Raw genomic sequence first — 22,194 nt, forward strand, 5'->3', positions numbered from 1 at the left:
CTAGGTGGGGGTATGGATCGCCGCCTCTTCCTCGCCGCCGCGCTTGCCGGCCTCGCCGCCCCCGCTCTTGCTCCCATTCGCGCCAATGCCCAGCGCCCGCCCTCGCGGACGCGCTGGAAGGTCCGCGCCTCGGAAGGCTTCGATGCGCTCGCCTTTCTTGGCCCGCTCGCCGGAGGCGAATTGTATCTGCGCTATTATCAGGCCGACGCCGATGCTTTTGCGCCGCGCCTTCCTGCGGCGGTCCGCGCCGATATCGCGGCGCTGTGGCAGGAGGCGGAGACGGCCGACTTCGGCCTCATGGGACCGGTGCTGTCGGTGCTCTATTCGGGCGGCGACGACAGCAGTCTCGCGTCGCTGATCGCGGCATCGGCCGACCCCGAAACGCTGCTTCTGCCGGCCTATCGTGCCAGCAACAATTGGGATGAGAAGGATTGGCGCTGGTTCCTGTCGGCCGCCCCCCGGCTGAAGGCAGTGTTCGAGGCGATGGCGGACGCGGGTTTCGCGGCTTTCCGGGCCGAACGCACCGCCGGCCTCGACGCGCGTATCGCCGAACTCGGCCGCGATCTCGCCGCCTATGACGTGATCAGCCTGCACGAAAAGCTGACCGGCCGCAGTTTCGACCCGCAGATCGAGGTCGTGCTGCTGCAATTCTGCAAACCGCACGGCATCAAGGTGCAGGGCCAGACCTTCCTGCAGGCGGCCGACTGGAACACCGCGATCACCGTCCGCAACGCGGCGCACGAGATGCTCCACCCGCCGGTGCCGATGGATGGCGCGGCCGCCAAAGCCGCGCTCGCGCTGCTCGAAAAGGATGAACTCGTCATGCACATCGTGCGCGAGCATGATCCGAAATGGGGCTACACCACGCTCGACGGTCTGCTCAACGAGGATCTGGCGCAGGCACTCGACCAGCTTATCGGCGAGGCGCTGGGCGTCGGGCGCAATCCGGCCGATCGCTGGCGGCAATCGGACGACGGCATCCATGTGCTCGCGGGCGCCTTTTACGGCATGCTGCGCGATGACAAATGGATCGAGACCGGGGGTTCGATCGAAAACTGGCTCGCGCGGGCGGTCGACAGCGGCCGGCTGGCACCGGCGCGCCTGCACGCGATTGCGGCGCGCGTCCTCGAACGGCCCGCCGATCGCCTCTGGCCATTGATCGCGCCCTGACGCTCGGCTACGGCCACCCGCTGTAACTGGCGGGGACGAAAAATCGGCGCGAATGCTCTGCAAAACCTGATCGGGCTACCGCCGCTGACGATTGCGGGTGCCGCGGCGATGACCTTTGGTGCGGCTTATGTCCGCGGGCTTACCGGCTTCGGCATGGCGATCATTCTTGTGCCGCTGCTCGGCCTGATCATCCCGCCGGGCGAGGCGGTGGTGATGGGCATATTGCTGCAATTGCTGATCGGGCCGGTGGGGATCGGGCATATCGTCGCCGACGCCGACCGTTCGACCGCCGTGCCGATCGGGCTGGCCGCGATGGCGACGACGCCGGTCGGCATGTTCGTGCTCGACATGACGCCCGCCGATATCGCGCGGCTGCTGATTACCGCGGCGGCGGTCGCCGCCTTCGTCGCAGTGCTGCTGCCGAAAAAGCCCGAAGGCCACCAGCCGGGCCGCGTGGCGGTTGCGGGGACCGGGATCGCGTCGGGTATCCTCACCGGCTTTGCCGCGATGCCGGGGCCGCCGGTCGTGCCCTTCTATCTCCGCCGCCGCGTCGACCCGAAGGTCGCACGCGCATCGATGCTGATGATCTTCTTCATGACCGCCATCGCCGGCACGCTCGCCGCACTGTGGGTCGGGATCGCGACCTGGCGGCTGTTCGCGCTGTCGCTGCTGCTCTTCCTGCCGATGTGGCTGGGCAACCGGGTGGGCGCGCGCCATTTCGGCCGCGTGCCGCCGCATGTCTGGCAGGCGATGGTCGCCGTCGTCCTCGGCATCGCCGCGGTGTCGGCAGTGGTGCGCCTGCTGAACTAGAGGCTGCGCAGCGCCTGCGCGGGCTTGGCCGAGAGCAGCGGCCAGCTTCCCGCAATCCCGATCAGGAACGACAGGCCGGCGCCGCCGATCAGCGTCGCGCCGACGATCAGCGGGTCGGGCGCGAAGCTGAAGTCGAACAGCTGCGTCACGACATACCACGCCCCTGCGAGCCCGAGCCCGAGCGCGAGCAGCGCGAGGATCGACGCGAGCACCGCATATTCGAGGCCCTGCGCCCCCAATATCTGCCCGCGCGTCGCGCCGAGCAGCTTCAGGATGACGCTGTCATAGACGCGCCGCTCGCGGCTCGCGGCGATCGCGCCGATCAGCACCGCAATGCCGGCGAGGATCGCGATGCTCGCCGCCGCGGCAATCGCCTGGCTCATCTGGGTGAGCAAAGTCGTGACCTGCGACACGACATCGCGCACCTGGATCAGCGAGGCCGAAGGGAAGGCGCGCGGGATGCTGCGCGCGAGGTCGGTTTCCGCTTTCGGGCCGACCGCGACGGTCGCGACCATATTGTGCGGCGCTGCGTCGAACGTGCCGGGCGAGAAGACGAGCACATAGTTCAGCCCGAAATTGTCCCATTCGACGGTGCGGAAGGAGGCGACCTTGGCCTGCACCTCGACCCCCAGCACATTGACCGACAGCGTGTCGCCGAGCTTGAGGCCAAGTGAGGTCGCGACCTCCTGCTCAACGCTGACCAGCGGCGGGCCCTTGTAATCCTTGGGCCACCATGTCCCGCCGACCAGTTCGCTGCCGTTGGGCAGCGCCGGGCTATAGGTCAGCCCGCGGTCGCCGCGCAGCACCCACGCGCCTTCGGGCAGCTCGGCGAGTTCGTCGACGCGCTGGCCGCGAAATTCGGTGACACTGCCGCGCAGCGCCGGGATCATGTTGATCTGTGCGCCGGCATCGGCGCCGGTCACCAGCGCGCGGAAGCGCTGCACCCCGTCACGCGGCACATCGAGCACGAAGAAGCTCGGTGCCCGCTGCGGCACCGTGCGCGCGATTTCGGCGGTAATGCTCGTCTGGATCGCGGCGAGCGTCACGAACAGGGTGAGCCCGAGACCGAGCGCGACGACGAGGGCGCCCGTCGCGGCGCCGGGGCGATGCAGATTGGCAAGCGCGAGGCGGAGCAGGGGGCGGCGCGGGCGCGGCACCCGGCTCGCGGTGCGGCGGACGAGCCAGCCGAGCCCGACAAGGACGATGAGCAGGCCGACCGCGGCGCCGATGAAGCCCAAGGCGAACAGCGGCTCGCGCGCTGTCGCCACCGCCAACCCAACGATCGCGGCAAAGGCCGCAGCCACCGCCACCAAAGTCCGCCGGTCGATCCGTCCGGCACTGTCGACCGTCGCGCGGTATAGTCCCGCGGCGGGCACATGGCGCGTCGCCGACAGCGGCGGCAGCGCAAAGGCAACGGCGATCAGCAGGCCATAGGCAGCGCTGACCGCCAGCGGCAGCGGATAGAGCGCAAAGCCCGGACGCACCGGCAGGACATCGCCCGCGATCCAGCCGATTGCCGACGGCATCAGCGCGCCGACCGCCAGTCCGAGGACGATCGATATCGCCGCAACGGCAAGAATCTGCAGGCCATAGATGCGCGCGACCGTGCCGCTGTCGGCGCCGAGCACCTTCAGGGTCGCGAGCCCCGGCCGTTTGCCCGCGAGATAGCTTGCGACGCCATTGCCGACGCCGATCCCGGCGATGACCAGCGCGGCGAGCCCGACGAGCGACAGGAACTGCCCCATCCGTTCGATGAAGCGCCGCGTCCCCGGCGCGCCGTTGCTGCGATCGGTGACGTCCCAGCCCGCATCGGGAAATTCGGCGGTAAGCGCCTTGCCGACCGCTTCGGGATTGGCATCGCCGGCCAGGCGGACGCGATATTTGCTTTCGTAGAGGCTGCCGGGCTGGATGAGCTGGGTCGCCGGCAGGTCGGCCAGCCCGATGATCGCCACCGGGCCGAGCGTGAAGCCTTCGCCGAGCCGGTCGGGTTCCTCAGCGATCACGCCGTCGATCAGGAACGGTTTTTCGCCGAACTTTACCCGGTCGCCGACCTTGAGGTCGAGGCGCGACGAAAGGTCTTTGCCGATCCAGATGCCGCCCGGCGGCGGCGGGCCGCGCCGCGCGCCGCTGTCGAGGCGCATCGTGCCGTAAAGCGGATAGGTGCCGTCGACCGCCTTCAGTTCGGACAGCAGCGCGTCGCCGTCGGGATCGTTCGCCATCGCGCGCAGCCGTACCGTCGCCGAAGCAGCGCCGGTGCGGCGGAAGGCCGCCATCTCGGCTGCGGTGGCCTGCCGCTGCGGCAGGCTGAATTCGACGTCGCCGCCAAGGATCGTCTGGCCGCGCACCTCGAGTTCGGAGGTGATGCCGCGCGTCAGGCTGCCGATCGCCGCGAGCGTCGCGACGCCGAGGAACAGGCAGACGGCGAGCAGGCGCAGCCCGCGGATGCGCGTCGCAAGGTCGCGCCGCGCGATGCGCCAGAGGGCGGCGAGGGAGAGCATCAGAACCGGCGCTCCCAGTTTCCGCTCGCATCGAGCGAAGTCGAGATGCCCATCGGTATGGCGCTCTCGTTCGGGGTGTCTCGACTTCGCTCGACACGAACGGGACGGGAGGGCGGCCTCACGCCCGTTCCTCGATCCGCCCGTCGTGCATCACGACGACACGGTCGCAATGTTCGGCAAGCTCAGGATCATGGGTGATGATCAGCAGCGTCGCGCCGAGCGCGGCCCGCCGTGCGAAGATCAGGTCGATGATCGACTGCCCCGTCGCGGTGTCGAGATTGCCCGTCGGTTCGTCGGCAAAGATGATCGCGGGCGAACTCGCCATCGCGCGCGCAATCGCGACGCGCTGTTGCTCGCCGCCCGAAAGCTGGGCGGGATAATGCGTCAGCCGGTGGCCGAGCCCGACGGCTTCGAGTTCGGCGGCGGCGCGTCCGAACGGATCGTCGATGCCCGCAAGTTCGAGCGGCACCGCGACATTTTCGAGCGCGGTCATCGTCGGCAGCAGGTGAAAGGCCTGCAGCACGATGCCGATCCGTCCGCGCCGTGCGCGCGCCAGATCGTCCTCGTCCATCGCCGCGAAATCGAGCCCTGCGACCCTGACCGTCCCGCCGCCGGCCCGTTCGAGCCCGGCGAGCACCGCCATCAGCGAGCTTTTGCCCGATCCCGAAGGTCCGAGCAGCGCCACCGATGTGCCCGCCGCGACCTCCAGGTCGACCCCGCGCAAAATTTCGACAGGGGCCTTGTCGCTCCCCAAAGTCAGCGTCACATTATGGGCGGCGATCGCCAGCTCAGGCGAAGGTCGGGTGTCGGGCAAGGAAGGACCCTTTGGAAATGCGAACGGCCGGATGGCGCTCTTACGCTCTATATGGTTGCGCGATTTTGCTTTGCCAACCACTCGCCGCCTGCGGACCCGCTGAAAAGCCGGCGGCGTCGACGAACGAAGCGGCCGCGGCGAACGCGGCGCCCGCAATCCCCGCCGACGCGCCGCTGGTCATCGCCTTCGGTGACAGCCTCTATGCGGGTTATCAGCTCGGCCCCAGGGAAGGGCTGGCGCCGCAATTGCAGGCGGCGCTGGACGCCGACGGTGTCGTCGCACGCGTCCAAAGCGCCGGGGTTTCGGGCGACACGACCGCCGCCGGGCGGCAGCGGCTGAGCTATGTCCTCGACAATGCAAAGACGAAGCCTGCGCTCGTCCTTCTCGGGCTCGGCGGCAACGACATGCTGCGCGGTATCGGTCCCGACCAGACGCGCGCCAATCTCGACGCGATGCTTGCCGAACTGAAGAAGCGCGAGATTCCCGTCCTGCTCACCGGCATGGTGGCCGCGCCCAATCTCGGCAGCGATTATGCCGCGAAGTTCAATCCCATCTATCCCGAACTGGCGGCCAAATATGACGCGAGCTTCTACCCCTTCATTCTCGACAATGTCGTGGGCAAGAAGGAGTTGATGCTCGGCGACAATATCCATCCGAACGCAAAGGGCGTGACGGTCGTCGTCGACGGCCTTGCGCCGCTGGTCGAGGACGCGCTGCCCGACGCGAAATAACTGGCGTTCCCGCGGGGGCGTTAACCTGCGTCGTCTCGCTTGCGCTGGCGGTCAACCGAGCAGTTTCTCCGCCCGCCCGCGCCAGGTGGTCGCCAGCACCTCCATCGCGGCCAGCAGACGGAGCGCCTCGGGCTCGCGCTTCCCCGCGCCGCCGATTAGCAGCGCGAACACCCGCTCGACGCTCCATCCGGGCAGCGGCCGCTCGACCAGTGCCAGCGCGTCGCCCGCCGCGACGGCGCCTTCTTCGATCACCCGGTAATACCAGCCGCTCCGCCGTGTCGTGACCACGGTCGCCGGCACCGTGGCCACGCCGAAACGATGGCCCAGCTTCCAGCATGGTTGCCGGCCTTGGCTGATCTCGACCAGCGCGCTGCCCAACCGGTAGCGGTCGCCGATACACGCCTCGCTTTCGATCAGGCCCGCGGTCGAAATATTCTCGCCGAAGGCGCCCGGCGCGGCGAGCAGGACATGGTCGCCAAGTTCGCCCGACCACCAGCCATAATGATCGCGCGGATAATGGTGGATCGCCTTGTCGACCCCGCCATGCACCGTCAGGTCGGCCTGTTCGTCGCCGTCGATCCCGAGAAAGCCGACATGCAGGACGCCGTCGACCGGGGCCTTGGCGATCGCGCTCGCTTCCTCGCCGCGAAAGGCGCGCGCCTTGCCGGTCAGCACCGCATCGATCGCATAGCTCATGCCGCGGCACCCCGCGGCCCGAACAGGATGATCGCCGCGCCGCCGAGGCAGATGACGGCACCGATCAGGTCCCACCGATCAGGCTTCGCGCCTTCGACCGCCCACAGCCACAGAAGCGCGGAGACGATATAGACGCCGCCATAGGCGGCATAGGTGCGCCCCGCATGATCGGAATCGACGAGCGTCAACAGCCACGCGAACAGCGCGAGCGAGGCCATGCCCGGTACGATCCACCACATCGATTTGTCGAGCCGCAGCCACGCCCAGAAGGCGAAGCAACCGGCGATTTCGGCAAGCGCCGCTCCGATATAGGCCAATGCGGTCATGCGGGCACCGTGGCGGCGGCGGGGCGGAAAGAAAAGCGGATTATGTGACGCAACCGACCGGGATAAACAAAAGCGGCGGTCTCGTTTCGTGAGCGGCGCGACAAAAAAAGGGCGGCGCCGATGGCTGCCGCCCTTTTCGGTCGGAAAGCTTCGCGGCACTCAGACGGCGCAGCCGCCCTGTTCGCGCGTGCGGCGCGGTGCGGCCGCGCTGCGCTTCCACGGTGCGGCGTACTGGATCGCCACCGCGGCGGCGGATGCTTCGGTAAAGGCGGTCCAGGCCCGGCCAAGCCAATTGCTTTCGTGATGATGGTTCATGTTTTTTCTCCTGCCGTCCGGGGCTGCAGGGGAGGGAGAGAGGCAGCCCGGACGCGGTCCTTTTACGCCGCCCGGAACGGCTATTGGCGCCAATATTCATCGTGCGGGCGACCAAATTTAGCGCTAAATGCGAAATCATGCGAAAAATGATCGATCTCGACCGATTCGACCGGCGTTTGCTGGAAGAGGTGCGGCGCGACAATCTCCAGCCTGCCCGCATTCTTGCCGACAAGGTCGGCCTGTCGGTTTCGGCGGTGCTTCGCCGGCTCCGGCGCCTGCGCGAGGAAAAGGTGATCGTTGCCGACATCGCGGTGGTCAACCCGGCGCTGACCGGGTCGGCGCTGACCATGCATGTGCTTGTCCAGATGCAGCAGGCGGGGCCGCAAACGATGGACGGCTTCGCGCGCGAGATCGTCCATCATCCCGAAGTGACGGGCGCGTGGGATGTCACCGGCGACGATGATTTCCTCCTCCGGGTCCAGGTCGGGGCGATGGAGGAATATGACGCCTTCACCCGCCGCGCGCTCGGCGAGGACAAGGGCGTCCATTCGTTCACGACGCTCATCACGATCCGCAACATCATCGAAAACGACGTCGCCCGCCGCCCGCTGCGCGACCGCTGAGGATTCAGGCCCGGATTGCTGCTGCGATCGCCTGCGCGCGCGTATCCAGTTCGGCGACCATCGCCCGGATGTCGTCGGCGGTCGCGTCCGGACTGATCGTGCAGGCGCGGAGGACGACGGCATCGTCGAGCCGCGTCGTCAGCGGCGCCGCGACATTGTCGTCGATCATGCGCCGCGCGATCGCCGTGTTGAGCGTGTCGAGTTCGCTGCCATCATGTCCCGGCGGCTCGTACCGGAAGGTGACGATGCCGAGCCGGGCGGGCGAAACGATCCGCCAGTGCGGGCGCTCCCCCAACGCCGCTTCCAGCGTCTCCGCCAGCATGAAACCATGGTCGATCGCATCGCCGATCGCACGCTCGCCCATGACCTGCAGCGTGAACCACAGCTTCATCGCGCGTGCCGGGCGGGTCAGTTCGACGCCATAGTCCCAGAAGTTCGGCGTCTCGTCGCCCGCCGCCGCATCCTGCAGATATTCGGCGCTGGTGGCGAAGCTTTCGAGCAGGTGCCGTCGTTCGCGGACCAGTACCATGCCGCAGCCATAGGTCTGGAACAGCCATTTGTGCGCATCCCACGACAGGCTGTCGGCGCGGCCGAGCCCGTCGACCAGCGCCCGGTGACGCCCCGACAAGGCCACCGATGCACCATAAGCGCCGTCGACATGCAGCCACAGCCGCTCGCGCGCCGCGAGGTCGGCGATGGCGTGCAGATCGTCGATGCTGCCGGTGTTCGTCGTGCCGCAGCTTGCGACCACCGCGAACGGCAGCCGGCCGGCCGCGCGATCCGCCGCGATGGCCTCGCCAAGCGCCGCGATGTCGAGCCGCCGCTCGGCATCGACCGCCACCTTGCGGATTTGCTCTGGCAGGAAACCCAGCACGCCCAGCCCCTTCGCCACCGACGAATGCGTCTGCGTCGAGACATAGGCGACGCCGCGATGGCGCTCTTCCGGCGGCAGCATGCGATCGCGCGCCAGCATCAACCCGGTGAGGTTCGCCATCGATCCGCCCGAAACGAACAGTCCGCCCGCGCTTTCCGGCAACCCGGCGCGTTCGGCCAGCCAGGCGATCAGGCCCTGTTCGATGGCGGCAGGCCCCGAGCTCTGCATCCAGCTTCCGGCATGGGCATTGTAACCGCTGGCAAGGAGTTCGCCGACCAGCGACAGCGGCGAAGCGGGTGAGGGGATAAAGCCGTAGAAGCGCGGATGGTCCATGCGAACGCGGTGCGCGAAGATCCGTTCGGCGTCGCCCACCACTTCGGCAACTGCCCGTCCGGCCCCCGGCGCTGCCAGCGCGCGGAAGGCGGCAGCCTCGTCGGGCGAGGCGATCGACACGATCGTTTCGCGCCGCGTGCGATCGGCCGCGATCCGGTCCAGCGCTTCGCGCGCGGCGCCCCAAATATCGTCGTTCATCCTCGAAAACCCTGTATCGCATCCATACACAAGTGTCTGTTACCGCGATATCGGGCTTTCGCGCCACCCCGAAATGAAGCAGGCGCAAAAAAAGGGGCGGCCCGCAGGCCGCCCCTTCCGTTTCGTATCGCTGTTCCGAAAGATCAGAACGCGAAGCCGATGCCCGCGGCAAAGCTGTCGAAGTCGCTGAAGTTGCCGATGAACTGGTGGCGATATTCGACCTTGCCGTACAGGTTGGTGCCGAACTTGTGCTGGTAACCGGCGCCGATGTACGGATCGTCGATGTCGCTGAAGGTGTAACCGCCGGTGGCATAGAGCTTGCCGGCGTCACCAAGCTTGGCGCCCAGACGGCCGCCAGCCGAGAACTGGACGTCGAAGCCGTCCTTCAGCACCTTGTCGCCAGCGACTTCCGCACCGGCGAAAGCGGTCGAACCGAGGTCGAAGTCATAACCGGCGGCAACGCCGAGCGTGGCGTCGTCGAGGCCGCTGCCGGTCACATAACCGCCGCGCACTTCGACGCGAGCTTCGCCGCCTTCGGCGGCCATGGCGGGAACGGAGACGGCGGCCGAGAGGAGAGCGGCTGCAACTGCGAATTTCTTCATTTTGTTTTCCTTTACTCTGGACTGGACCGCGCCTTTTGGCTCGCGGCCCGCGCCCTAAATGGCGCTGGCGGCTGTCTCGTCAATGAACAGCTCATTCAGAATATGACAATTTTCTTACCTGTGTTATTTTTACAACACGGTACAGAAAGATTGGGGGTAAGGCTTAGCCGAGCGCAGCCTGTTTTTCCTCGGCAATCCGGTCGAGTTCGGCACGGGTCGGCTTGGTCGCGGCGCTCTTGAGCTGGCCGCACGCGGCCATGATGTCGCGTCCGCGCGGGGTGCGCACCGGCGCCGAAATCCCCGCCTTGAAGATGAGGTTGCTGAACGCCTTGACCCGTTCAGGCGTCGAGCATTCATAGGGCGCCCCCGGCCAGGGATTGAACGGGATCAGGTTCACCTTCGCGGGCAGCTTATACTGCTTGATCAGCCGGACGAGCTCGCGCGCGTCGTCGTCGCTGTCGTTCTTGTCCTTCAGCATGACATATTCGAAGGTGATGCGCCGCGCATTGTTCGCGCCGGGATAATCGGCGCATGCCTGCAGCAGTTCCTCGATGCCATATTTGCGGTTCAGCGGCACGATCTCGTCGCGCACGTCCTTGTTCACCGCGTGGAGCGACACCGCGAGGTTGACGCCGATCTCGTCGCCGGCGCGCGCCATCATCGGGACGACACCGCTCGTCGACAAAGTGATGCGGCGCTTCGACAGCGCGAGCCCGTCGCCGTCCATGACGATCTTGAGCGCGCCCTTGACCTCGTCGAAATTATAGAGCGGCTCGCCCATGCCCATCATCACGATGTTGGTGAGCATGCGGCCGTCGGCGGTATAGTGGCCGGCGGCATCGTCGTTGGCATCGTCGTCCTCGGGGTCGGCGCCAAAGCCCGCCATCGTCCCTTTCGGCCATTCGCCGAGCGCGTCGCGCGCCAGCAGCACCTGCCCGACGATCTCGCCCGCGCCGAGGTTGCGGACGAGGCGCATCGTTCCCGTGTGACAGAAACGGCAGTTGAGCGTGCAGCCGACCTGGCTCGATACGCACAGGGTTCCCCGATCGGCGTCGGGGATGAAGACCATTTCATATTCTTGGCCGTCGGCGGCGGCGAGCAGCCATTTGCGCGTGCCGTCGTTCGACACCTGCGCCTCGCGCACCGTCGGCCGGCCGATGATGAACCGGTCAGTCAGCCACGGGCGCATCGTCTTGGCGATGTCGGTCATCGCCTCGAAATCGGTGACGCCGCGGTGATAGATCCAGTGCCAGATCTGCTTGGCGCGCAGCTTCGCCGCCTTGGCGTCGAGACCCGCCTCGACCAGCACTCCGCCGATCGCGTCGCGGGTCAGCCCGACGAGGTCGATGCGGTTGCCGCCGCGCAGCGGGACGGTGCCCGTCGTGACGGGGTCGATATGGCCGGGAATCTGCATGATGGCGCGCGATATAGTCGCGATGGGCCGCGAGCGCAATCAGGCGCCGCTGCGGCCCGCCATGATGCGCCGGTCAGGCGCCGTTATAGCCGATGAGCGAATCCTCGAACTGGTCGAGCGGCCCGACGGGCTCCTTGGGCGGCGCACCGTCGACCTGCGGAAAGATCGCGTCGAGCCGCCGCCGCAACGTGTCGTCGAACGTCGTCCGGTTGCCGACCCGGGCATTGCAGACGGTCAGTTCCGAACGGATCGCGCCCTTGATCCGTTCGAGCCCGTCGGGGGTCAATATGCCGGCGTTCAGCAATTCCTCGCAGAGCTGAATCAGCCCGACCGTCGTCGCATGCGCGCGCAAGCCGATAAAATCGAGCGTCCGGTGCCGTTCGCGCGCCGCCGCATCGCACTGGGTAATGGCATTCATGCCGGCAAGTCTCCTCTCCCACCAAATGTCGGACGACGCGCCTCTGTGGGCACCCGATAGATCGTCCGAATCCGATCATGCGCCGACGGGCGCGTATGGGCAAGGGCCGATGTAATATTATGTCGGATTTGGCGGGCAGGAGGGATGCAACGTTGCCGGGTCCGGTGGCCGCGCGGCCTATAGCGTTTTCAGCATGGCGAGCACTTGCGGCACATTGCCGTTCGCTTCGGCATTGCGCAGCGGCAGGACATTCTGGACGAGGATTTCGGCCGGCGTCGGCTGCTGTGCGAACAGCGCCATCACCTCGTCGGCGAAGGCATCGAGCGGCATATAGGCCTCGCGCGTCGCCTGCCCGGGGGTCAGGTCGGTGCGCACCGCGGGCGGCGCCAGTTCGATCACCTCGACCTTGCCTTCGAGCTGGGCGCGCAGCGCGACCGAATAGCTGTGCATCGCCGCCTTGGTCGCTGAATAGGTCGGCGCCTTGGGCAGCGGCACAAAGGCAAGGCCCGAGGTGACGTTGACGATTGCCGCATCGTCCTGCACCGCCAGATGGTTGATGAGCGCATCGATCAGCCGGATCGGGCCGAGCAGATTGGTGACCACCGTCGTCTCGGCATCGGCGAGGTCGCGTTTCGCGCCCGCCGCTTCGTACATCATCACCCCGGCATTGTTGACGAGCACATTGAGCGCCGGGAATTTTGCGACGATCTCGGCGGCGAAGGCCGCGATGGCCGTCGGATCGGTCATGTCGAGCGCCATAGCGTGCATGTCCGTGCGCCCGGCGATCGCCGCTTCCAGCTTTGCGGCGTTGCGTCCGGTGACGATGACGCTGTTACCGGCATCATGCCAGCGCTGCGCCAGCGCGAGCCCGATGCCCGAACCGCCGCCGGTGACGAGAATGGTGTTGCCCGTGGTCTTCATCGCTTTTCCTTTCGGGATGGTTGATGCGCACCAGATAGCGTTATACTCTCCAGAAGAAAGAAGGTACCCGAAAGTACTATAGTTACTCAAAAGAAAGATTTGGATTTTCCGCCATGCCGACCGCCGAAAAAATATCCTATGATCCAAATGCGCCGGTCGATCCGCGGGTGGAGACGCTGGTCAACGAGCTGATCGGCCGGGTCGCCGACAAATGGACCTTGCTCGTGCTCGAAGAACTGGAGGATCACGGCGTCTGCCGCTTCACAGAGCTGGCGCGGCGCGTGCCGGGCATCAGCCAGAAGATGCTGACCCAGACGCTCCGGCAAATGGAACGCGACGGGCTGGTCGTGCGGACTGTCTACCCGGTCGTGCCGCCCAAGGTCGAATATTGCCTGACCGAGCTTGGACATAGCCTCGGCGAGGCCTTTTGCGGCGTCTGGGTCTGGGCCGAGGCGAATCTGGAGAAGGTCGCACGGGCGCGGATGGCATTCGACGCGCGAGGGTAGGGCGGGGCAACGGCAGCTCACCGCTCCGAAGACGCCATACCTTAAAAAGACGGGGCCGCGTCGTGCCCTGATCGCGGCCCCGGTTCTGGCAAGCCCCGCAGCGGGGCGCGCCGTCATTTCTGGATCGAACTGACCTGAATCGCCCGGTCGCGCGCCGCGCCCGCGATGACCAGTTCGGCCTGTGCCGAGGCCAGCACCCGCGTATCCTTGCGGCACTGCCGCACGTCGTTCTTGCCTTCGATATCGAAATCGGACGCGGTGCCGCAGACGGTCGCGGCGGCGTGCCGGATGCGGTGCTGCAGCGTGCGGGCGCCGGCCTCGGTCCGCAGGTCGAGGTCGCTATGCTGAACGACCACCGTCGGGTTTGCGGGCGCGGGCCGGGCGAAGGCGGGCTGGCCAAGCGATGCGGCGGCCAGCGTGGCGAGGATCAGAAGCTTTTTCATCTCATGTCTCCATCGGCCGGCTGAAGGGGAGGGGAGGAAGCCGGTAGACGACAAATAATCGCCAGGCGGCGGCGATAGGAGCAACGATGTTGCGCGACCATTCTGCAAAATTGCAGAATGAGGCGAGGGCGATTATGGCGCACAAGACGCCATGTACGACTGGAACGATCTCAAGGCATTTCTCGCGGTCGCGGAAACGGGCAGCACGCTGTCTGCCGCCCAAGCGCTGCGCGTCAGCCAGACCACCGTCGCCCGGCGCATCGCCGCGCTCGAGGAAGCGACGGGGCTGAGCCTGTTCGAGCGGCGTCAGGCGGGCTATGCGCTGACCCCGGTGGGCGAGGCGATGCTGGCGAGCGCGCTGGCCGTCAGGGAAGCCGCCGACCGCTTCAGCGAAGCGGCGGGCGCGCGTTCGCGCGATGCGGGCGGAACGGTCAGCGTGACGACGATGGAGATTTTCGCGGTAACCGTGCTGCCGCCGATTCTGCGCGACCTGCGAGCCGCGCATCCCGAAATCCACATCCATCTCGACACGGCGGACGAGCCGCGCGATCTTGCCGCCGGCGCCGCGGACATCGCGATCCGCAGCAGCAAGCAGCCCGCCGGCGCCGGGCTTGTCGGACGACGGATCGCCGACAATCCGTGGACGCTCTATTGCAGCCGCGACTATGCCGACCGCCACGGCATTCCGCACACCCGCGCCGAACTCGCCGCCCACCCGTTCATCGGCGGTGGCGGCGGGGTCTGGGAACCCTATCAGGCCTGGCTGCGGCAATATGGGCTCGAGGCATCGGTGGTGATGCAATATGACAGTGCTTCGGGGCTGCTTGCCGGGGTCCGCTCGGGAATGGGGCTGACCATCCTGCCCGCCTTCCTCGCCGACCGCGAACCCGACCTCATCCGCTGCCTCCCGCCCAAGGCAGAGGACACGACCGGTCTCTGGTTGCTGACCCACGAACGGCTCCGCCATGTTCCGCGCGTGCGGATGGTGCTCGATTTCCTCGCTGCGGCGCTGACGAAACTGGGGCGGGGGTAGGTGCTGACCCTACCGCGTCCGGCACTATGGCCTCAACGCAGCCTTGCACATCCCAAGGCCGCCGCGTCGATCGCGGTCGCCGCGCCGCGCAGGCGATAGGTGTCGGCGATCGCGCGCCCGTTCGGCGTGCCGCTTTCGACGCTCATGCTCGGCGCCGACCGCATCGCGGCGATGATCGCGGCGTCCATCCTTGCGTCGCTCGCCCAGCCGTGCGCGCCGTTGCCGGTGAGGATGAAACGGCGGTTGCCGACCGTCAGCCGCAATTCGCGCTGAGGATTGCGGGCTTTCGACAGGCGGACATAGAATTGTCCGCGAATGCGCGATTTCGGCCAGTAACCGACGCTGGCATAGGCCTTGACCTGCGGTGTGCCGATCGTCGCGGCGGGGGCGGCGATCGCATAGCATCGCGGCGCCGCGGGATCGCGGAAGGCGCCCCAGCCGTCGAATATGCCGAGCGCGGTGCGGGCGGCCGCGGGGACCGCCGCTGCGATGCCGAAAAGCAGGGGGGCAAGGAGGAGGAGCGCGCGCCGCATCGGCCCTCGTTTGCGCGAAAGTGGATGCTTTGCAAGCATGGCTTGCCTCGCGCCGCGCGTGCGTTAAGGAAGGTGGACATTTTCAGGGGCCGGGAATCGGGGCTGCGAATCGCCTCCGATGCTTGTCCCCTCGGGAAATCTCCCGCGAAACAAGGGATGGCGGAGTTAGAATGAAAGCGACGATCGAACGCGCAGTGTTGTTGAAGAGCCTCGGCCACGTCCAGTCGGTGGTCGAACGGCGCAATACCATCCCCATCCTCTCGAACGTTCTCATCGAAGCCGATGCGTCGGGACAGCTCAAACTGATGGCGACCGACCTCGACCTGCAGGTCGTCGAAACCATCGCGGCGAAGGTCGAAACCCCGGGCACCACGACGGTGTCGGCGCACACGCTGTTCGAAATCGCCCGCAAACTGCCCGAAGGCACCGAGGTCAGCCTCGCCGCTGCCGAAGGCAAGATGCAGGTCAAGGCCGGCCGGTCCAACTTCAACCTGCCGACGCTGCCGCGCGACGATTTCCCGGTGATCGCCGAAGGCGACCTGCCGACCAATTTCGAACTGCCGGTTGCCGAGCTGATCCAGATCATCGACAAGACGCGCTTCGCCATCTCGACCGAGGAAACGCGCTATTATCTCAACGGCATCTTTCTGCACGTCGCCGAGGATGCATCGGGTCCGGTGCTGAAGGCCGCGGCGACCGACGGCCACCGTCTCGCCCGTTACACGGTGACGCGCCCCGACGGCGCCTCGTCGATGCCCGACGTCATCGTGCCGCGTAAATGCGTAGGCGAGATCCGCAAGCTGCTCGACGAGGCGGAGGGCAATGTCGAGATTAGCCTGTCGGCGAGCAAGATCCGCTTCCAGCTCGGCAATGCCGTGCTCACCTCGAAGCTGATCGACGGCACTTTCCCCGATTACAGCCGCGTCATCCCGACCGCGAACGACAAGCTGCTCAAGGTCGATCCGAAGAGCCTGTTCCAGGGCGTCGACCGTGTCTCGACGATCGCCAGCGAAAAGACCCGCGCGGTCAAGGTCGGGCTCGACAAGGATCGCATCACGCTCAGCGTCACCAGCCCCGAAAACGGCACCGCGGCCGAAGAACTGGCGGCGGCCTATGACAGCGATGCGATGGAGATCGGTTTCAACGCCCGTTATCTCAGCGACATCCTCGGACAGGTCGATGGCGACAATGTCGAACTCCACCTCGCCGACGCCAACGCGCCGACGTTGATCCGCGAGAGCGAGAAGAGCCCGGCACTTTATGTGCTGATGCCGATGCGCGTCTGACCGCGATGCAGATGCGGGGCTATGCGGCCGCCCTTGCGGCCGCGGCGCTGACGATCGCCGGGCCGGCAACGGCGCAGGTTCCCTCCAGTGCGGACTATAGCGACGCGCGCTGCTTTCTGGTGTTCACCATCTTGCCGGAGCGTCTGGTCGACGGGAAACCGGTCTCGCAGGAACAGCGCGCGGCGATGGATTCGGTCGCCAGCTATTTCCTCGGAAGGCTTGCGGCGCGAAGCCCGTCGCTCGATCTCGGGACCGTCATGACGCCCGCCATTATCCGCGACGTGCAAGGCAATCTGCCCGCCCAGTTCGAAAGCTGTGTTGCCGGTACCGATGCGTTGATGGCTGCGATGACCCGGTCGGGGACGTTGATGGAGGAAGCGATGAAGGCGCCCTGACCGGGCGGCTTCCGTTCCTTACCCCGCCTTCGCCACCCGCCAGATCGTGTTGCCCGCATCGTCGGCGACCAGTGCGCTGCCGTCCTTCGCGACCTTGACATCGGCGGGGCGGCCGCGCGTCGTCTTGCCGTCCTTCGCCAGAAACTGGTCGAGCAGCGTGACGGGGAGCGCATTGACCGGCTTGCCGTTGGCGCCGAACTTGACGAACACGACGTCATAGCCCGCAACGGGTTCGCGGTTCCACGATCCGTGCCGGGCGATCAGCGCACCGTTCGTCCAGCCCTCGCCGAGGTCGAGACCGGCGGTGAAGGTGAAGCCGAGCGGCGCGGTGTGGGCGCCGAGGCCATAGTCGGGACGCTTGACATATTGCCGGCGATCCTCGGCCTCGGGCTCGACGCGCGGATCGATGAAACCGCCCCAATAATACCAGGGCCAGCCATAGAAATCGCCCTCGGTGACGTCGGTCAGATAGTCGGGGACGAGGTCGCTGCCGAGCATGTCGCGCTCGTTGACGACGGTCCACAGCCGGTCGCTGCCGGGGTAGAAGGCGACGCCGACGGGGTTGCGGATGCCCGCGGCAAAGGTGCGCGTATATTTGTTTTCGGGGCGCACCTCGAGGATGCTGGCGCGGCGGAATTCGCGGTTCATCCCCGCTTCGCCGATATTGCTGTCGGCGCCGACGCCGATATAGAGCCAGCCGTTGGGCGCTGCGGCAAGGCTTTTGGTCCAGTGGCGGTTGGTGCCCTTGGCGGGCAGGTCGACCAGCTTTTCACCCTTGCCGCTCATCTTCGTTTCGCCCTCGACATAGGGAAAGGCGAGCAGCGCGTCGGTGTTCGCGACGTAGAGCGTCTTGCCGACCAGCGCCATGCCATAGGGCGAGTTGAGGCCCGTGATATAGGCGGTTTTCACTTCGGCCTTGCCGTCGCCGTCGGCGTCGCGGAGCAGGGTGATGCGGTTCGCCGATTTGCCGCCGGCGCCGGCCTTGCCCATCAGCGCGCCCATGATCTTGCCCTCGACCCCCGAGGTATCGCGCGGCGGGCTTTGCGATTCCGCGACGAGCACGTCGCCGTTGGGCAGCACGAGCATGTTGCGCGGATGATCGAGCCCTTCGGCAAAGCGCGTCACCGCCAGCCCCGCGGCGGCGCGCGGCGCCTGCCCGGCGGGCCAACTCGTCGCTTCGGGCACGTTCATCGTCGGGAAGCTCTCGGTCTTCTGCGAGGCCATCACCGGCACCCGGCCGCTGAGTTCGGCGGTCGAGAAGCGCGCAACATCGGGGCGCGACATGATGTACAGGGCGATCCCGCCGACGATCACAAGGACCAGCAGGGCGAGGGCGGCATATTTCAGGATCTTGCGCATGGCCCATGTCTACACGGGCGAAGCGCGGCGGCAAAGGTCGAAACGCGGTTCGTCCGCACGGTGCAAAGGTTAACTGCACCGCCGCTGGAATTAACCTTACCCGTTTGTTCATCACGGTTGGGAACGGGGCAGTGATCGCCCCGCGCTAGGAGAAAGGCGTGACGCAACCGACCGGGAACCCGATGCAACTGCCAGCTCCATTTCTTGCCGATCGCGCCGCGGTCGACGATGCCCATGCGCTGATCGCCCAGCATGGCGAGGAAGCGGGCTATGCGGCGGCGGCGCGCGCCGAGCAATATCGCGTGCTCGGCAACCACATCCATTTCGCGCGCTGGCGCCAGATCGAACGGCTCATCACCTATTTGTCGGTCGAGGATGTGCTCGACACGGTGCACTGAGGGTTGATCATCATCGTCACCCCGGCGCAGGCCGGGGTCTCGACCTAACGTGATAACGCACCGGCGAGATCCCGGCCTGCGCCGGGATGACGAACAAAATTAAAGCCGCAGGCCCGCCGTTTCGGGCAACCCCGCCATGATGTTGAGGTTCTGGACGCAGGCGCCGCTGGCGCCCTTGCCGAGATTGTCGAGCCGGGCGACGAGGCGCGCCTGGCTGCCGCCCGAATTGCCGAACACAAACAATTCGATCCGGTCGTCACCGCCCTGCGACCAGCGCAGCAGCATCTCGCCGTCCGCAGGTGTGCTGCCCATCGCGACGACGGGGCTGTCAGCGTAAAATTCCGCCAGCGCCGAGCGTAGCGCGTCGGGCGTCGCGGCGCCGGGCATCGCGGCGAGGGGCAGAGGCACTTCGACGACCATTCCGCGATGCGCCGCGATCACGGCGGGCGAAAAGAGCGGCTCGACCGACAGGCCGCAGTTCGACTGCATTTCGGGCACATGTTTGTGGCCGAGGGCAAGGGCATAGCCGCGCCACGCGATATCGGTGTCCTGCTCGAAGCGCTCGATCAGCGCCTTGCCGCCACCCGAATAGCCGCTGACCGCGTTGCAGCTATAGGGCCAGTCGGCGGGGAGCAGGCCGGCACGCACCAGCGGTGCGACCAGCGCGATGAAGCCGGTCGAATAGCAGCCGGGATTGCTGACACGCGCCGCTGCGGCGACGGCGTCGTGTCCGCTGACTTCGGGAAAACCATAGACCCAGCCGGGCGCGACGCGATGCGCGGTCGACGCGTCGATCACCCGCGTCGTGTCGTTTTCGATCATCGCGACGGATTCGCGCGCTGCATCGTCGGGCAGGCAGAGGATGACGAAGTCGGCGTCGTTCAAGGCTTCGCGCCGCGCCGATGCATCCTTGCGGCGCGCGTCGTCGAGCGTGACGAGGGTGAATTCGCTGCGCCCGGCCAGCCGCTCGGCGATTTCCAGGCCCGTCGTTCCCGCCGCGCCGTCGATGAAGACCGTCTGTGTCATGATTTTACCGCAATCGTTTATAGCCGGAGACCGGCACATCATTCCCTTTCGCCGCCGAACGCGCGATGACGTCGGCCAGCGGTTCGCTGTTCACCGCCATCCATCGTCGGCTGGCGTGGATGATGTTGGCGTCGTCGGCCATGATCCCGACATGGCCGGGAAAGAAGACGAGGTCGCCGCGCGCCAGCGCCGCGGGTTCGACATCCTTGTCCGCACCCAGCGATGCAAGTTGCAGGTCGCTGTCGCGCGGCAACTGGACACCCGCCATGCTCCACGCGAGCTGGACGAGCCCCGAGCAGTCGATGCCCTTTGCGGTGCGGCCGCCCCACACATAAGGGGTGCCGGTGAGCGCTTCGGCGATCGCCGCCGGGTCATCGTCCCGGGCGTCGACGTCGACCAGCGCCGCAAGCGGCAGGAAGCCATGCGAGGTCGCGAGCCATTCGTCCGCGGCTTCGCCCATGACGAGCGCACCGCGCGGCAGGATCGCCGAGCCGCCGGCCGCGGCGTCGGGGGCGCTGTGCAGGATCGCTTCGGCGGCGTGGACACGGTGGGTCGGCGCGATCGGGACGCCGAGCGCATCGGCGGCGAGATAACCGACATAATGGTCGGCGAGGCTGTAACCCCACGCCCAGCCGCCGGTCAGGTCGAGCAGCGCAAAGCCCTCGCCGAACAGCAACTCGCTCGTCTGTTCGGCATCGAGCGAGGGGGCGGCGCGCATCGTCGCGGCAGGTAGCACCCCGCTGCGCATCATCGGCGCGGCATAGTGCGGCGCGAAATGCTGTCCGGCGACGGCGATATCGGCCAGATCGGGGCGGATTGCGACGACGCGCGGATCGAACGTCTGCGACGTGCCGGTCAGGCCGAAGCGGTCACGCCCGGCGCCGACGACGCCGGGGCGTCCCATGCGCACGCGGTTCGCCGCTATACTGTCGCCATTCTTCGCTGTCACATGCCGTCCTGTAGAAGTCGTCGCCCGCCCGCGGCGGACAATCGCGGCGCATTAGACCAGCAGGCCCGCCTTTATCAAGACGCTTCGCCCACCGGACCGCGCTGGCTCCGGCGGTCGTAGCGCACCTGCAACATCGCCCATGCGGCGCGCAGTCCGAGCGCGGCGCCGCCCTTTGGCCGGCCGGGTTTCGCCGAGGGCCGCCAGGCGAAGGTGTCGAAATGCGCCCAGGCGGTATTGTCAGGAATGAAGCGCTTGAGAAACAGCGCCGCGGTGATCGTCCCGGCGAAAGCCGAACTCCCGGCATTGCCGATATCGGCGATGTCGGTTTCGAGGAGGTCGGCATAACTGTCCCACAGCGGCATCCGCCACAGCGGATCGTCGCGTTCGCTGCCGCCTTTCAGCAAATCGTCGGCGAGACTGTCGTCGTTCGCGAACAGCGCTGGCAGGTCGGGGCCCAGCGCGACGCGCGCGGCGCCGGTCAGCGTTGCGAAATCGAGGATCAGTTCGGGCTTGTCCTCGCCCGCCTTGGCGAGCGCGTCGCCGAGCACGAGCCGCCCCTCGGCATCGGTGTTGCCGATCTCGACCGTCAGCCCAAGCCGACTCTTGAGGACGTCGCCGGGGCGAAAAGCGTCGGCGGAAATCGCGTTCTCCGCCGCGGCGACGAGGCAGTGCAGGCGCACCGGCAGCCCCGCTGCCATCACCAGTTCGGCGAGCGCGAGCACATGCGCGGCGCCGCCCATATCCTTCTTCATCAGCCGCATGCCCGCCGACGGCTTGATGTCGAGCCCGCCGCTGTCGAAGCTGATGCCCTTGCCGACCAGCGCGACGCGCGGATGATCTTCCTTGCCCCAGACGATCTCGATCAGCCGCGGCGCATGATGCTTTGCCGCCGCCCGCCCGACCGCGTGGATCATCGGATAGCCCTGCTCGAGCGCTTCGCCCTTGGTGACGCTGAGCTTGCCGCCGTGCGCCTTGGCGATACGCTCGGCCGCCTTCTCGATGCTCGCCGGGCCCATGTCGGCGGCAGGCGTGTTGACGAGGTCGCGGACGAGCGCGGTTGCGCGCGCCTCGGCGACCATCGGCGCGATCGCGCCGACATCGTTGGTCAGCAGCACGCGGGCGCCCTTGGTCTCCACCTTCTTCCGATAAGCATCGAAGCGATATTGCGCGCTCATCCAGCCGAAAAGCGCCTTGCCCGGCTGCCGCCCTTCGACGCGATAGCGGCCCTCGGGCAATATCTGAGCCAGCTTGGCGAGGCACCAGGCCGAGAGGTTTTCGACATCGGCGACGGTCGTCACCACGCCCCAGCGTTCGGGGTCGTCGCCGGGCAGGATCGCGTGGACGAACGCATCGGGCTTGAACCCGACGGCGGCGAGGTGCGCGCGCTCGCGCGCGCTGCGGTCCTTCAGCCAGCCGTCATAGCTTTTCTTGTCGACGAGGTGGATGGCGCGGGCGTCCTGCCCCTGGTCGGGCTGGATCATGTCGGAATAGTCGATCATGCCAGCGTGCTAGGCCTGCAAGGA

25 protein-coding genes are annotated in these 22,194 nt (G+C 67.0%); 9 read left to right on the forward strand and 16 right to left on the reverse strand.

All coding sequences use genetic code 11. The features are described 5' to 3' along the window. Positions 1 to 12 precede the first annotated feature (12 nt). Positions 13 to 1,170: a hypothetical protein gene (locus LH19_RS04570; RefSeq protein ID WP_054725182.1), complete on the forward strand. Its 1,158-nt coding sequence runs from the start codon at positions 13 to 15 to the stop codon at positions 1,168 to 1,170. Positions 1,171 to 1,278: 108 nt separating this feature from the next. Beyond that, positions 1,279 to 1,980 (forward strand): sulfite exporter TauE/SafE family protein, encoded by a 702-nt coding sequence (locus LH19_RS04575; RefSeq protein ID WP_054725185.1) that lies wholly within the window; start codon positions 1,279 to 1,281, stop codon positions 1,978 to 1,980. On the opposite strand, the gene LH19_RS04580 is transcribed toward LH19_RS04575, so the two are convergent. Then, positions 1,977 to 4,478 (reverse strand): ABC transporter permease, encoded by a 2,502-nt coding sequence (locus LH19_RS04580; protein WP_054725187.1) that lies wholly within the window; start codon positions 4,476 to 4,478, stop codon positions 1,977 to 1,979. The genes LH19_RS04575 and LH19_RS04580 overlap by 4 nt on opposite strands. A 118-nt stretch (positions 4,479 to 4,596) precedes the next feature. Next, positions 4,597 to 5,292 (reverse strand): ABC transporter ATP-binding protein, encoded by a 696-nt coding sequence (locus tag LH19_RS04585; RefSeq protein WP_054725188.1) that lies wholly within the window; start codon positions 5,290 to 5,292, stop codon positions 4,597 to 4,599. Between the two features lie 17 nt (positions 5,293 to 5,309). On the opposite strand from LH19_RS04585, the gene LH19_RS04590 reads away from it, so the two are divergent. Beyond that, positions 5,310 to 6,023 (forward strand): arylesterase, encoded by a 714-nt coding sequence (locus LH19_RS04590; RefSeq protein WP_054725189.1) that lies wholly within the window; start codon positions 5,310 to 5,312, stop codon positions 6,021 to 6,023. Positions 6,024 to 6,074: 51 nt separating this feature from the next. Here LH19_RS04590 and LH19_RS04595 read toward each other — a convergent pair whose 3' ends face one another. From LH19_RS04595 to LH19_RS28400, 3 genes are all read right to left on the reverse strand, one after another. Further along, the gene (locus LH19_RS04595; RefSeq protein ID WP_054725190.1) at positions 6,075 to 6,719 is read right to left on the reverse strand and encodes an MOSC domain-containing protein; all 645 of its coding nucleotides are present in this window, start codon (positions 6,717 to 6,719) and stop codon (positions 6,075 to 6,077) included. Further along, positions 6,716 to 7,045, reverse strand: coding sequence for a YnfA family protein (locus LH19_RS04600; protein ID WP_054725191.1), 330 nt, complete (start codon positions 7,043 to 7,045; stop codon positions 6,716 to 6,718). The genes LH19_RS04595 and LH19_RS04600 overlap by 4 nt, the downstream gene beginning before the upstream one ends. A gap of 159 nt (positions 7,046 to 7,204) precedes the next feature. Then, entirely contained in the window at positions 7,205 to 7,360 is a 156-nt protein-coding gene (locus LH19_RS28400) for a hypothetical protein (protein WP_156343999.1), read from the reverse strand. A 137-nt stretch (positions 7,361 to 7,497) separates the two neighbouring features. Between LH19_RS28400 and LH19_RS04605 the strand changes: the two genes are divergently transcribed. After that, the gene (locus tag LH19_RS04605) at positions 7,498 to 7,983 is read left to right on the forward strand and encodes an Lrp/AsnC family transcriptional regulator (protein WP_054588626.1); all 486 of its coding nucleotides are present in this window, start codon (positions 7,498 to 7,500) and stop codon (positions 7,981 to 7,983) included. A 4-nt stretch (positions 7,984 to 7,987) separates the two neighbouring features. Here LH19_RS04605 and LH19_RS04610 read toward each other — a convergent pair whose 3' ends face one another. The 5 genes from LH19_RS04610 to LH19_RS04630 form a co-directional block, all read right to left on the reverse strand. Further along, positions 7,988 to 9,388, reverse strand: a complete 1,401-nt coding sequence (locus LH19_RS04610) for a pyridoxal phosphate-dependent decarboxylase family protein (RefSeq protein WP_054725192.1) — start codon at positions 9,386 to 9,388, stop codon at positions 7,988 to 7,990. 143 nt (positions 9,389 to 9,531) lie between these two features. Beyond that, a complete protein-coding gene (locus LH19_RS04615; protein WP_054588624.1) occupies positions 9,532 to 9,990 on the reverse strand; it encodes an outer membrane protein in 459 nt (152 codons plus the stop codon). Between the two features lie 163 nt (positions 9,991 to 10,153). Further along, positions 10,154 to 11,404: a 23S rRNA (adenine(2503)-C(2))-methyltransferase RlmN gene (rlmN, locus tag LH19_RS04620; RefSeq protein ID WP_054725193.1), complete on the reverse strand. Its 1,251-nt coding sequence runs from the start codon at positions 11,402 to 11,404 to the stop codon at positions 10,154 to 10,156. Between the two features lie 73 nt (positions 11,405 to 11,477). Then, on the reverse strand, positions 11,478 to 11,822 hold the full coding sequence (locus tag LH19_RS04625; protein WP_054725194.1) for a hypothetical protein: 345 nt from the start codon (positions 11,820 to 11,822) through the stop codon (positions 11,478 to 11,480). A 177-nt stretch (positions 11,823 to 11,999) separates the two neighbouring features. Continuing rightward, a complete protein-coding gene (locus tag LH19_RS04630; RefSeq protein ID WP_054725197.1) occupies positions 12,000 to 12,743 on the reverse strand; it encodes an SDR family oxidoreductase in 744 nt (247 codons plus the stop codon). A gap of 113 nt (positions 12,744 to 12,856) precedes the next feature. Between LH19_RS04630 and LH19_RS04635 the strand changes: the two genes are divergently transcribed. Then, the gene (locus LH19_RS04635; protein WP_054725200.1) at positions 12,857 to 13,249 is read left to right on the forward strand and encodes a winged helix-turn-helix transcriptional regulator; all 393 of its coding nucleotides are present in this window, start codon (positions 12,857 to 12,859) and stop codon (positions 13,247 to 13,249) included. Positions 13,250 to 13,362: 113 nt separating this feature from the next. Here LH19_RS04635 and LH19_RS04640 read toward each other — a convergent pair whose 3' ends face one another. Then, positions 13,363 to 13,692: a UrcA family protein gene (locus tag LH19_RS04640; RefSeq protein WP_054725203.1), complete on the reverse strand. Its 330-nt coding sequence runs from the start codon at positions 13,690 to 13,692 to the stop codon at positions 13,363 to 13,365. 151 nt (positions 13,693 to 13,843) lie between these two features. On the opposite strand from LH19_RS04640, the gene LH19_RS04645 reads away from it, so the two are divergent. Beyond that, positions 13,844 to 14,725: a LysR family transcriptional regulator gene (locus LH19_RS04645; RefSeq protein WP_054725205.1), complete on the forward strand. Its 882-nt coding sequence runs from the start codon at positions 13,844 to 13,846 to the stop codon at positions 14,723 to 14,725. Between the two features lie 32 nt (positions 14,726 to 14,757). Here LH19_RS04645 and LH19_RS04650 read toward each other — a convergent pair whose 3' ends face one another. Then, a complete protein-coding gene (locus LH19_RS04650; protein ID WP_054725208.1) occupies positions 14,758 to 15,258 on the reverse strand; it encodes a hypothetical protein in 501 nt (166 codons plus the stop codon). A gap of 170 nt (positions 15,259 to 15,428) precedes the next feature. Between LH19_RS04650 and dnaN the strand changes: the two genes are divergently transcribed. Together dnaN and LH19_RS04660 are read left to right on the forward strand one after the other, a co-directional pair. Next, positions 15,429 to 16,544 (forward strand): DNA polymerase III subunit beta, encoded by a 1,116-nt coding sequence (dnaN, locus tag LH19_RS04655; RefSeq protein ID WP_054725211.1) that lies wholly within the window; start codon positions 15,429 to 15,431, stop codon positions 16,542 to 16,544. Positions 16,545 to 16,555: 11 nt separating this feature from the next. After that, positions 16,556 to 16,939, forward strand: coding sequence for a hypothetical protein (locus LH19_RS04660; protein WP_145923358.1), 384 nt, complete (start codon positions 16,556 to 16,558; stop codon positions 16,937 to 16,939). A gap of 18 nt (positions 16,940 to 16,957) precedes the next feature. On the opposite strand, the gene LH19_RS04665 is transcribed toward LH19_RS04660, so the two are convergent. After that, positions 16,958 to 18,298, reverse strand: a complete 1,341-nt coding sequence (locus LH19_RS04665) for a PQQ-dependent sugar dehydrogenase (RefSeq protein WP_054725218.1) — start codon at positions 18,296 to 18,298, stop codon at positions 16,958 to 16,960. Positions 18,299 to 18,480: 182 nt separating this feature from the next. Here LH19_RS04665 and LH19_RS04670 point away from each other — a divergent pair, with 182 nt between their 5' ends. Beyond that, on the forward strand, positions 18,481 to 18,696 hold the full coding sequence (locus tag LH19_RS04670) for a hypothetical protein (protein ID WP_082396223.1): 216 nt from the start codon (positions 18,481 to 18,483) through the stop codon (positions 18,694 to 18,696). A 99-nt stretch (positions 18,697 to 18,795) separates the two neighbouring features. On the opposite strand, the gene argC is transcribed toward LH19_RS04670, so the two are convergent. The 3 genes from argC to LH19_RS04685 all read right to left on the reverse strand — a co-directional run bounded on the left by argC (position 18,796) and on the right by LH19_RS04685 (position 22,170). Then, positions 18,796 to 19,722 carry an N-acetyl-gamma-glutamyl-phosphate reductase gene (gene argC, locus LH19_RS04675; RefSeq protein ID WP_054725221.1) on the reverse strand — a complete coding sequence of 309 codons (927 nt, stop codon included), beginning with the start codon at positions 19,720 to 19,722 and terminating at the stop codon, positions 18,796 to 18,798. 4 nt (positions 19,723 to 19,726) lie between these two features. Continuing rightward, on the reverse strand, positions 19,727 to 20,671 hold the full coding sequence (locus LH19_RS04680) for a C40 family peptidase (RefSeq protein WP_234716081.1): 945 nt from the start codon (positions 20,669 to 20,671) through the stop codon (positions 19,727 to 19,729). Positions 20,672 to 20,745: 74 nt separating this feature from the next. After that, on the reverse strand, positions 20,746 to 22,170 hold the full coding sequence (locus LH19_RS04685) for a leucyl aminopeptidase family protein (RefSeq protein ID WP_054725228.1): 1,425 nt from the start codon (positions 22,168 to 22,170) through the stop codon (positions 20,746 to 20,748). Positions 22,171 to 22,194 lie beyond the last annotated feature (24 nt).

Source organism: Sphingopyxis macrogoltabida (genome assembly GCF_001314325.1).
Classification (GTDB): Bacteria; Pseudomonadota; Alphaproteobacteria; order Sphingomonadales; family Sphingomonadaceae; genus Sphingopyxis; species Sphingopyxis macrogoltabida.

Excerpts from the sequence above, each read along its gene's own strand:
- LH19_RS04570 (WP_054725182.1), top strand. The coding sequence starts at position 13 with ATGGATCGCCGCCTCTTCCTCGCCGCCGCGCTTGCCGGCCTCGCCGCC.
- LH19_RS04575 (WP_054725185.1), top strand. The coding sequence starts at position 1,279 with ATGACCTTTGGTGCGGCTTATGTCCGCGGGCTTACCGGCTTCGGCATG.
- LH19_RS04580 (WP_054725187.1), bottom strand. The coding sequence starts at position 4,478 with ATGCTCTCCCTCGCCGCCCTCTGGCGCATCGCGCGGCGCGACCTTGCG.
- LH19_RS04590 (WP_054725189.1), top strand. The coding sequence starts at position 5,310 with ATGCGAACGGCCGGATGGCGCTCTTACGCTCTATATGGTTGCGCGATT.
- LH19_RS04595 (WP_054725190.1), bottom strand. The coding sequence starts at position 6,719 with ATGAGCTATGCGATCGATGCGGTGCTGACCGGCAAGGCGCGCGCCTTT.
- LH19_RS04600 (WP_054725191.1), bottom strand. The coding sequence starts at position 7,045 with ATGACCGCATTGGCCTATATCGGAGCGGCGCTTGCCGAAATCGCCGGT.
- LH19_RS28400 (WP_156343999.1), bottom strand. The coding sequence starts at position 7,360 with ATGAACCATCATCACGAAAGCAATTGGCTTGGCCGGGCCTGGACCGCC.
- LH19_RS04605 (WP_054588626.1), top strand. The coding sequence starts at position 7,498 with ATGCGAAAAATGATCGATCTCGACCGATTCGACCGGCGTTTGCTGGAA.
- LH19_RS04610 (WP_054725192.1), bottom strand. The coding sequence starts at position 9,388 with ATGAACGACGATATTTGGGGCGCCGCGCGCGAAGCGCTGGACCGGATC.
- LH19_RS04615 (WP_054588624.1), bottom strand. The coding sequence starts at position 9,990 with ATGAAGAAATTCGCAGTTGCAGCCGCTCTCCTCTCGGCCGCCGTCTCC.
- rlmN (WP_054725193.1), bottom strand. The coding sequence starts at position 11,404 with ATGCAGATTCCCGGCCATATCGACCCCGTCACGACGGGCACCGTCCCG.
- LH19_RS04625 (WP_054725194.1), bottom strand. The coding sequence starts at position 11,822 with ATGAATGCCATTACCCAGTGCGATGCGGCGGCGCGCGAACGGCACCGG.
- LH19_RS04630 (WP_054725197.1), bottom strand. The coding sequence starts at position 12,743 with ATGAAGACCACGGGCAACACCATTCTCGTCACCGGCGGCGGTTCGGGC.
- LH19_RS04635 (WP_054725200.1), top strand. The coding sequence starts at position 12,857 with ATGCCGACCGCCGAAAAAATATCCTATGATCCAAATGCGCCGGTCGAT.
- LH19_RS04640 (WP_054725203.1), bottom strand. The coding sequence starts at position 13,692 with ATGAAAAAGCTTCTGATCCTCGCCACGCTGGCCGCCGCATCGCTTGGC.
- LH19_RS04645 (WP_054725205.1), top strand. The coding sequence starts at position 13,844 with ATGTACGACTGGAACGATCTCAAGGCATTTCTCGCGGTCGCGGAAACG.
- LH19_RS04650 (WP_054725208.1), bottom strand. The coding sequence starts at position 15,258 with ATGCGGCGCGCGCTCCTCCTCCTTGCCCCCCTGCTTTTCGGCATCGCA.
- dnaN (WP_054725211.1), top strand. The coding sequence starts at position 15,429 with ATGAAAGCGACGATCGAACGCGCAGTGTTGTTGAAGAGCCTCGGCCAC.
- LH19_RS04660 (WP_145923358.1), top strand. The coding sequence starts at position 16,556 with ATGCGGGGCTATGCGGCCGCCCTTGCGGCCGCGGCGCTGACGATCGCC.
- LH19_RS04665 (WP_054725218.1), bottom strand. The coding sequence starts at position 18,298 with ATGCGCAAGATCCTGAAATATGCCGCCCTCGCCCTGCTGGTCCTTGTG.
- LH19_RS04670 (WP_082396223.1), top strand. The coding sequence starts at position 18,481 with ATGCAACTGCCAGCTCCATTTCTTGCCGATCGCGCCGCGGTCGACGAT.
- argC (WP_054725221.1), bottom strand. The coding sequence starts at position 19,722 with ATGACACAGACGGTCTTCATCGACGGCGCGGCGGGAACGACGGGCCTG.
- LH19_RS04685 (WP_054725228.1), bottom strand. The coding sequence starts at position 22,170 with ATGATCGACTATTCCGACATGATCCAGCCCGACCAGGGGCAGGACGCC.